The organism is Prevotella sp. P4-51 (assembly GCF_002251455.1).
GTDB lineage: Bacteria > Bacteroidota > Bacteroidia > Bacteroidales > Bacteroidaceae > Prevotella.
The window spans coordinates 1-8,199 of the sequence record NZ_NPJM01000006.1; the positions used below are offsets into that span (position 1 = coordinate 1).

Sequence of the window (8,199 nt, forward strand, 5' to 3'; positions counted from 1 at the left end):
CTCCCCATCCCTCCCCAAGGGGCGGGAGCTCATTCCCGCTGAGTTTAAGGATGTTGGGGTACTGCTCCTTCCCCTTGGGGAAGGTTGGGATGGGGCCTCTATGTTGGGATGGGGCTTGCTGTTGGATGGTACGCACCCCCGGCAACTCTGTAGGAGTTGCGATTTCATAGCCCAGGGTTGAGGCGTGTAGCGCCTCTACCCTGGGTATATGTATAATAAGGGTAGCAACGCTGTAAGTGTTGCGGTTAGCCGTAGGCGTTACCCGCAGCAGGATAATGGGTAGGAACAGGTTGGTGAAAACCATAAGATTGAGTATAACGCCTACGGCTAATCGCAACTCCTGTAGAGTTGCCAGATTAGTGGGGTGCTTACCCAGGGTAGCGTGCTTCGCCCGCAACCCTGGGCTGGGGAATCGCAACTCCGTCAGAGTTGCTGCTGCTTGAGGGGGCTACAATAGAAGCCCCTCCCCAGCCCTCCCCAAGGGGCGGGAGTCCCATCCGACTGAGCTTGAGGTGATTGCGTGACGCTCCTTCCCCTTGGGGAAGGCTGGGATGGGGCCCGTGGTCCTCCCCTTCCCCATTGCCACAATTCCGCACGAAAAAAGGACGTACCCTGATTGAGGATACGTCCTTTTCTTATTGTGTCGGGTCATTCTCCAGGAAAGACTTGGCATCTCTCCCGATGGAGATGACGGTCTTCTTATCTTACGGCAATCGCGCGAGACAGCTCACGGGTCTTGACTACATACACACCCTTGCTTACGGCAACGCGGGTAGTAGGTTCGGCCTTAACCTGCTGAACCAGACGACCGTCGACAGTGTAGATAGTAACATCTGCGCCAGCCATACCCTCGATTACGATGGCACCCTCGGCACCGTAGATGCGGCCCTCACCGATGGCGTTGTCGCCGATACCGGTGTTGAGAGATACCTGAGCAGTGTTGGAGAAGCTCGACTCACCTACGCTGAATACAGAGGTCACGTTGTAGCGGTAAACATCTTCGCCCGAAATCTTGTCGCTGTAAGTAGCGGCAGTGACGGGGCTCTCGTTGAGCTTGACACCGTTGCGATATACATTGTAACCCTCCAGAGTGAGGTTGGCCTTGTTAGAGGCAGGAGTACAGGTGATATCGTCGATGAGCAGCGCCAGCACATCCTTGGCATTGTAGTGGATAGCCACATACTTGGTGTCCTCGGGAAGTTGGAACTCATAGAAAGCGTAGCCGGCTTCGGGGTCGGTCTTGTAGCCTACAGGCACGTTCTCGACAGACTTGAAGAGGGTGAAGTCAGAAGGCTCCTTGCCGCTCTTGGATACCACGATGTCGAACGACTCGAGGCCGTACCTATTGGAGAGTGACTTGGCCCAGAAAGAGATGTACTTGTTGTTAGGAGCAAGTTCGGGAAGAATGAGGTAGTCATCATTCTGAACAGATGACCAGAAGCAGAGCGTCTTCTTGCCACTATGGGCAGCCATGATGCTAGTCTTGCTGTTGTATTTGTCGCAGTCGATAACCTGACATACCATACCCTGGCCGAGGTGAGGAATGCTCTGACCACCATCAACAGCGCCCCAGGTATAGTTTGTGGCCAGATGGTCGCAGTCGATGAGGGTATAGTCGCCGAGCGAGCCACGGTCTGTGGTGACAATCATCTCGTGAGTGGCTCTGTTTTCCTCAACCACGATACCGCCTACACTCCATGACTCGTAGCTCTCCATATCGTCGGTGCGCTCGGCATAGTACTCGGTAGTAGGAGCAGCCCAGTTGAGAGTCACATTGCCATCGGCCTTGGCAGTGGCCTTGAGGGCAGTGGGCTGGGGATACTTGGAAGGAGTAACCGCAGCTATCGCGGTCTTCTCGTTGTTAGCCTTGTTCTCGTCGTCGGCATAGACAACCTTGCACTTCACCTCGAGCTCTTCGGCGTCGAGCAGTGGAACGGTGATATCAATATTGAAGGTCTCCAGGGCATCAGCAGCCAGAGCGCTACCGTTAAGTGTGTTGACCAGTTCACCATTGACATAGCACTGCAGCTTGTATGCGCCTGCAGCCTTGAGACCGTTGTTGAATACAGAGACAGAAGCCTTGATGTCCGAACCAGCCTTGGCAGACTTGGGCAGCACGAGGCTCTGGACCGCGAGGTCATAGTCGAAGGTATTGCCCACGGTGACGTTATCTATGAAGAGAGGAGAGGCCATAGTCTTGTTGGTAGCCTCGATACCTATCTGCAGGTGGTCATAGGCCTTGTAGGCAGAGAGGTCTACGGTAGCGGCAGTCCACTTCTTAACTACTTCCTTGGGCAGAGTGGCCACGTCGGTCCATGTCAGACCGCAGTCGTTAGACACAGTAATCTTCAGGTCTGAAGCTGTATCAAAGAGATAGTACCACAGCTTGATGGTGGGTCTTTTCTCGGTGCTCAGGTCGATGATGGGCGTTGTGAGACGGGCGCCACCGGGGTTGCCGGCGCTATAACCTACCATACCGTTGTCGCCATCCTGAGACGATACGTTGGGAGCGAGGTCAGCTGTCAGCTGCCATACGTTGTTGCCCGATGTGGTGCTGATAAGCCAGGGCTTGGTAGACAGCCTTCTGTTGGCAAACGATTCCTTGAGAGGACACTTATAGCCATAACCGAAGGCAGAGGTGTTACTGTAAGCGGGGGCGCTGGTGCCATAGTCGTTGTAGGCATAGAGCACATAGGCGAGAGAGGTCTGCAGGTCAGAGAGATTAGGAGCGTCTACATGGGTGCAGGTGGTCAGGTCTGACTTGATCTTGGTCTGTGTCTCTGCATTGTATACAGAGTAGTAGATCTGGGTGGGGTCTACGTAGCCACCGTGCTTACCTGTGGTAGGAGCCTCCCAGGTGATGATGGTCTGCGAGCCCTTCTGTACCCACTGAACCTTGGTAGGAGCACCGGGAGCATCAGGACCTACCCAGCCCTTGGCGGTAGCCAGGACACCGGCGCCATAGGTGTTATGGCATACTACGCTGTACTCGTTCTCGCCAGTGGTAGGATTGGGGTCGCTTACCTTCACCTTCAGACCTACAGCCAGTTCTGCACCGTCTATAGTGGCAATCTCTCTGCCAGTGGTAAGATTGGTTACAACAGCCTTGGAAAGACCAAACAATGGGCCATTGCTGAAGTTCTTGGTAGGACAGGTGAACTCTACCTCGCTGGTGAGTGCGCCCTTTTCGCCGGGAATCACGGTGATGTCGGTAGCGGCACCAGGACTCTTGGTATTGATGCCGTCAGAGAGTTTGAAGTCAGAGACAGCCAGGGCACCCTGATTCTTCTCAGAGGTGACATGGAGGCCGATATAGAAGAGGCCGGTCTCGTCGGCGGTAATCCATTCGTCTACATAGCAGCCGGTAGAGGTTACCTTCTCGTTGCAGACCTTCTTGGTCATCGAGGCAGCTGTCTTCTCCTTGCCATACATTATCTCAAAGCGTTCCTGCTTGTTCAGGTCGCTTACCATGAGGGCCATGGTGAGGTGGTAGGCCTTGCCCTTCTCCAGTTTCACGATAGGAGAAACCAGCCAGTCATTGGCGTCTTTGTCCTTGCTGGCTTTGTAGAACACGTTCTTGCCGTTGCTTCTCCATGTGTTGCCGTCCTCATTGGCGTCGATGGTGGTAAAGAAGCCCATGCCATTTTCACCGAGGAAGCTGTTTTCGTAAGGCAGAGCCACACCGAGGTCTTCGCCGGCGAGCACGTCGTTAGAGGTCACCGCACCACTGCTCTTCACGCCGTCGGTGGCCATGAGCACGTAGTTGTAGTTGTTCATCGCGGTGATGGTCTTGTCGGTAAACGAGGTAGTGGTGAGGTCTGAAGCTACAGTCACGTTGTCGGGCTGGCGTACCAGCGAGTACTTGATGGCTGCAGTGTTGATATATCCGCCGTTGACGCCTTCTGTGACGGCATCCCAGCTGATGGTAATCTCATTGGAACCCTCGGCCTTGACTGCCTTGAGGTTGGCAGGAGTCTTGGGAGAGTCCTGACCGATATACTTTTCGATATAGGTGGTCAGACCGCTGGCGCCGTCGAGTTTGGCACAAACGGCAAACTTGTACTTGCCGTCGGCAGGCACGGTAACGGGCACTTCGACCTCGGCACCGGGGGCGCCTTCGCCGGTCTTGTACTCAGCGTCGTTGAGGAAGAACGTGTAAGAGAGGTTTGAGGTCAGGGCTTCACCGCTCTCGGTCTTGTCGGGCATGGTGAAGATAAACTTACCAGTGAGGCTGCTCTTGTCAAACTCGGTTCTCATCTTGGCGATGAAAGCGGGCCTTTCCACTTTCTTGGCGGGCTTGGCAAACACACCAGCCCATCTGATGGCGGGGCTTGCAAAGTCGGTCACCTTGGTAGCCTTACCAGTAGTTACATCTACAGTGTACAGCGAACTCTCGTCGGCAGTGTGGGCAAACCAGTATACAGTATTGGTCGACTCGTCAAAACAGGCGTCCTGCACATCTATAGAGGGAGTCACGCCGGTAGCGCCGATAACGGTGGCTTCGGCGGTCTCCAGATTGAGCTGGCACAGATTACCATCCAGACCGATACCATACACCTTGCCACTATTGTCAGTAAAGAGGGCTACATAGCGCTGGTCAAGCACACCTCCATTGGTCTTGACACCGCTGGTCAAATCAAGCGTACACAACCTAAAGAGACTGGAATTGGCGGGATAGCATCCGTAGGTCTTACCATCCTTGGGGTTGTAAACCAGAGAGGTAGGAACATCTGTGCCGGAGCTGAGATTCTCGACGATTTGCCATGTGTTGGTATCATACTTTTCCAACGTGGTAAGGAGTACTTTGGATCCCCTAATATAAGCAGACAACACGTAGTAGTAACCATCGATGTACACACCAGCCGAGGGCGTCACGCTGGAAATGCTTGCAAGAGGGGTTAGGGTCGGCGGGGTCGCCGTGGTGGTCGAATAGATACCGACCGGCTTCATGCCCGTTGAGATTCCTCCGTAGAGCGTAGTCTCTGCGGAAGCCGCAAGGGCTTTCGGTCCCGGACTTGCCATGGCAAGTCCTACCAGCATACATAGCATGCTGAGACAAGTAATGATTCTTTTCATAGACTGTAACACTTGAAAATTGTAATTAATAATAATGTGGTTCCTATATGTCCACAAAAGTAATCAGTTTTTCGGAAAAAATTGCAATTATTATTAGAAAATTTTAATTTCTTTTTGGGATTTTCTAATTTATCACCAGCCCGCCCGAGGCCAAAAACGGCATAACCGCCGACACATCAGCGCCTTTCGCCGTTTCCATCCAAACCAAGCAAAAACCGCCCACATTGGTTATCATAGGGTTGCATAACACGGAGATGACCGCCAATAACGTGGAGATGATGGTTGGAAACCTGGAGATGACAGTTAGAAACCTGGAGATTAGGGTTGGAAACGTGGAGATGACAGTCGCGAATGAGGAAATAACAGATGGCGGCGTGGAAATGACGCCGGCTGGCGCGTATCGGAAGGCACGAGGGTGCGTATCGGAAGGCACGGAAGCACGCATCGGAAGGCACGGAAGCGCGTAACGGAAGGCACGAGCCGCCAAACGCAATCAGGAAAGCAATGGATGCAGTGAGTATCATCGGTTTGCATCATCACCGCGCTGCTGCGCATCATGAGCCTCATCGTGACGGCAGCCCCTACCCTCGCCATGGGCAAAAAAAATACGCTGAGACTCATCAACGAGCTTCAGCGTATCCGATATGTTTAACTACTTATTTTCTAAACGAATGAAAACCTCACGGTTTCCATTGTCATCCTGGTTAAACAATCTGTCAATCTACCTTAAAAACCTAATAACTAAAAACCTAAATCTATTACTACTAATCTAAACAATCTATTAACCTTTTGATGATGCAAAGGTACTACACTTCTGCGGTTCTGACAATAGTCTGGGGCCACTTTCTGCTGCTCGGGGCCTCTTTCTTGACATATATCATAATATGCACCATCACTGCATTTCTGCTATAGATACCGAGCGGGCATCAGTGCTTCTTCTCGAGTTCCTGCAGGTTCTCCATAGCCTTGGACTCGAGGAACTCGTAGATGCCGCAGAGGTGCTCACGCACGCGGCCATGGCCAAACTCGTAGACCTTGCTGACCAGCCCGTCGAGGAAGTCACGGTCGTGGCTCACCACGATAAGGGTGCCATCGAAATCTTGAAGCGCCTGCTTGAGGATGTCCTTGGTCTTGAGGTCCAGATGATTGGTGGGCTCGTCGAGGATAAGCAGGTTGACCGGCTCGAGCAGCAGCTTGAGGATGGCGAGGCGCGTACGCTCTCCACCCGACAACACCTTGACCTTCTTGGTAGACTCCTCGCCGCCAAACATGAAGGCGCCGAGCAGGTCGCGTATCTTGCTGCGTATGTCGCCCTTGGCCACATCGTCGATGGTCTGGAAGACGGTGAGGTTGTCGTCGAGCAGCGACGCCTGGTTCTGGGCGAAATAGCCTATCTGGACATTGTAGCCGAGATTGAGGTCTCCCTGGTTCTGCAGCTCGCCCATGATGCACTTCACGAGGGTCGACTTACCCTCGCCGTTGCGGCCCACAAAGGCAATCTTGTCTCCCCGCTCCACGGTGAGATTGACGCCGCTGAAGACAGTCTTGTCGCCAAATGACATAGACACATCGCTCATCTGCACGGGATAAGCACCGCTGTGCGGACTGGGCGGGAACTTCAGGCGCAGACGGCTGGTGTCTTCCTCGTCGACCTCGATAAGCTCGAGTTTCTCAAGCATCTTGACGCGGCTCTGCACCTGCAGGGTCTTGGAGTAGGTGCCCTTGAAGCGCTCGATGAAGTCCTTGGTCTCGGCTATCATCTTCTGCTGCTCCTCATACTGCTTCATCTGCTGCTCACGGCGCTCTTTGCGCAACTCGAGATAGTGGCTATAGGTGGCGCGGTAGTCGTAGATGCGGCCCATGGTGACCTCGATGGTGCGCGTGGTGATGTTGTCGACAAACTTGCGGTCGTGGCTGATGACCACCACTGCCTTGGAGCTGTTGATGATAAACTGCTCGAGCCAGCCGATAGACTCGATGTCGAGGTGGTTGGTGGGCTCGTCGAGCAACAGCACGTCGGGCGACTTGAGGAGCAGTTTGGCGAGTTCGATACGCATACGCCATCCTCCCGAAAACTCGCTGGTGGGCCGGTCGAAGTCACTGCGCTCGAAGCCGAGACCCAACAGGGTCTTCTCTACATCCTCCTCGAAGTGAGTCATGTCAATGGCATAAAACTTCTCGGAAAGCGTAGACACCGTCTCGATGAGCTGCATATACTCATCGCTCTCGTAGTCGGTGCGGGTGGAAAGGAGGTCATTGATACGGTCTATCTCTGCCTGTATCTCGTGCAGATGCGCAAATGCCTGGCAGGTCTCCTCAAACACGGTGCGGCCGTCTTCGGTCATCAGGTGCTGGGGGAGATAGGCGACGACGCAGTCTTTGGGCGCCGACACAGACCCGCGTGTGGGCTTGCGCACTCCCGCCAATATCTTGAGCAGGGTACTTTTGCCTGCGCCGTTCTTGCCCATCAGGGCGATACGGTCCTTCTCGTTGATCTGGAAGGTAATGTCCTTGAACAAGGTGGTGCCGCCGAACTCAACGGTCAGTCCATCTACTGAAATCATATTCTATTATTTTCTGGTGCGTAATGTGAAAAACGATGCAAAGTTACCTAAAAAATACTCAATCCCTATTGCATATCGCAGGAATTTGCCGTGACACAGACATAAATTGGCAGAATGGGACAACAGTCGGGGCGCGCGAGAGAGAAACCACGGGAAACGCGAAGACAAAAAAAATACGCTGAGACTCATCAGCGAGCTTCAGCGTAATAACTTATGTTTAACTAACTTTTGTCGAAAGAATGAAAACCTCACGGCCTCCATTGTCATCCTAAGCTAAACAATCTGTCAATCTACCTTAAAAACCTAATAACTAAAAACCTAAATCTATTACTACTAACCTAAACAATCTATTAACCTTTTGACGATGCAAAGGTATAAACCTTTCCCACTTCCCACAATAGTTAGTACACTTTTATTGATGATTTTGTTGCCTTTCTTGATACAAATCAATAAAACTGTGTACGCACACAACTGAAATATGTAACAATTCCAACAACCGCAGTTACGGTTTCATTTATTCGCGAGGGTTATCATTACAATTTGAAACATAACCATGATG

General features: G+C 52.7%; 3 protein-coding genes. 1 reads left to right on the forward strand and 2 read right to left on the reverse strand.

Annotation, left to right across the window (positions count from 1 at the left end; translation table 11 throughout):
* Nucleotides 1-699: 699 nt before the first annotated feature.
* A complete protein-coding gene (locus tag CIK94_RS00420; protein WP_094420646.1) occupies nucleotides 700-5,076 on the reverse strand; it encodes a choice-of-anchor J domain-containing protein in 4,377 nt (1,458 codons plus the stop codon).
* 254 nt (nucleotides 5,077-5,330) lie between these two features.
* Here CIK94_RS00420 and CIK94_RS00425 point away from each other — a divergent pair, with 254 nt between their 5' ends.
* Complete coding sequence (locus CIK94_RS00425; RefSeq protein WP_144008250.1) at nucleotides 5,331-5,543, forward strand: hypothetical protein; 213 nt, start codon at nucleotides 5,331-5,333, stop codon at nucleotides 5,541-5,543.
* Between the two features lie 459 nt (nucleotides 5,544-6,002).
* On the opposite strand, the gene CIK94_RS00430 is transcribed toward CIK94_RS00425, so the two are convergent.
* The gene (locus CIK94_RS00430; protein ID WP_094420650.1) at nucleotides 6,003-7,640 is read right to left on the reverse strand and encodes an ABC-F family ATP-binding cassette domain-containing protein; all 1,638 of its coding nucleotides are present in this window, start codon (nucleotides 7,638-7,640) and stop codon (nucleotides 6,003-6,005) included.
* Between the last annotated feature and the right edge of the window lie 559 nt (nucleotides 7,641-8,199).

Bases quoted from the DNA above. Each gene is read 5' to 3' on its own strand.
- CIK94_RS00430 (WP_094420650.1), bottom strand. From the start codon at position 7,640: ATGATTTCAGTAGATGGACTGACCGTTGAGTTCGGCGGCACCACCTTG.
- CIK94_RS00420 (WP_094420646.1), bottom strand. From the start codon at position 5,076: ATGAAAAGAATCATTACTTGTCTCAGCATGCTATGTATGCTGGTAGGA.
- CIK94_RS00425 (WP_144008250.1), top strand. From the start codon at position 5,331: ATGACCGCCAATAACGTGGAGATGATGGTTGGAAACCTGGAGATGACA.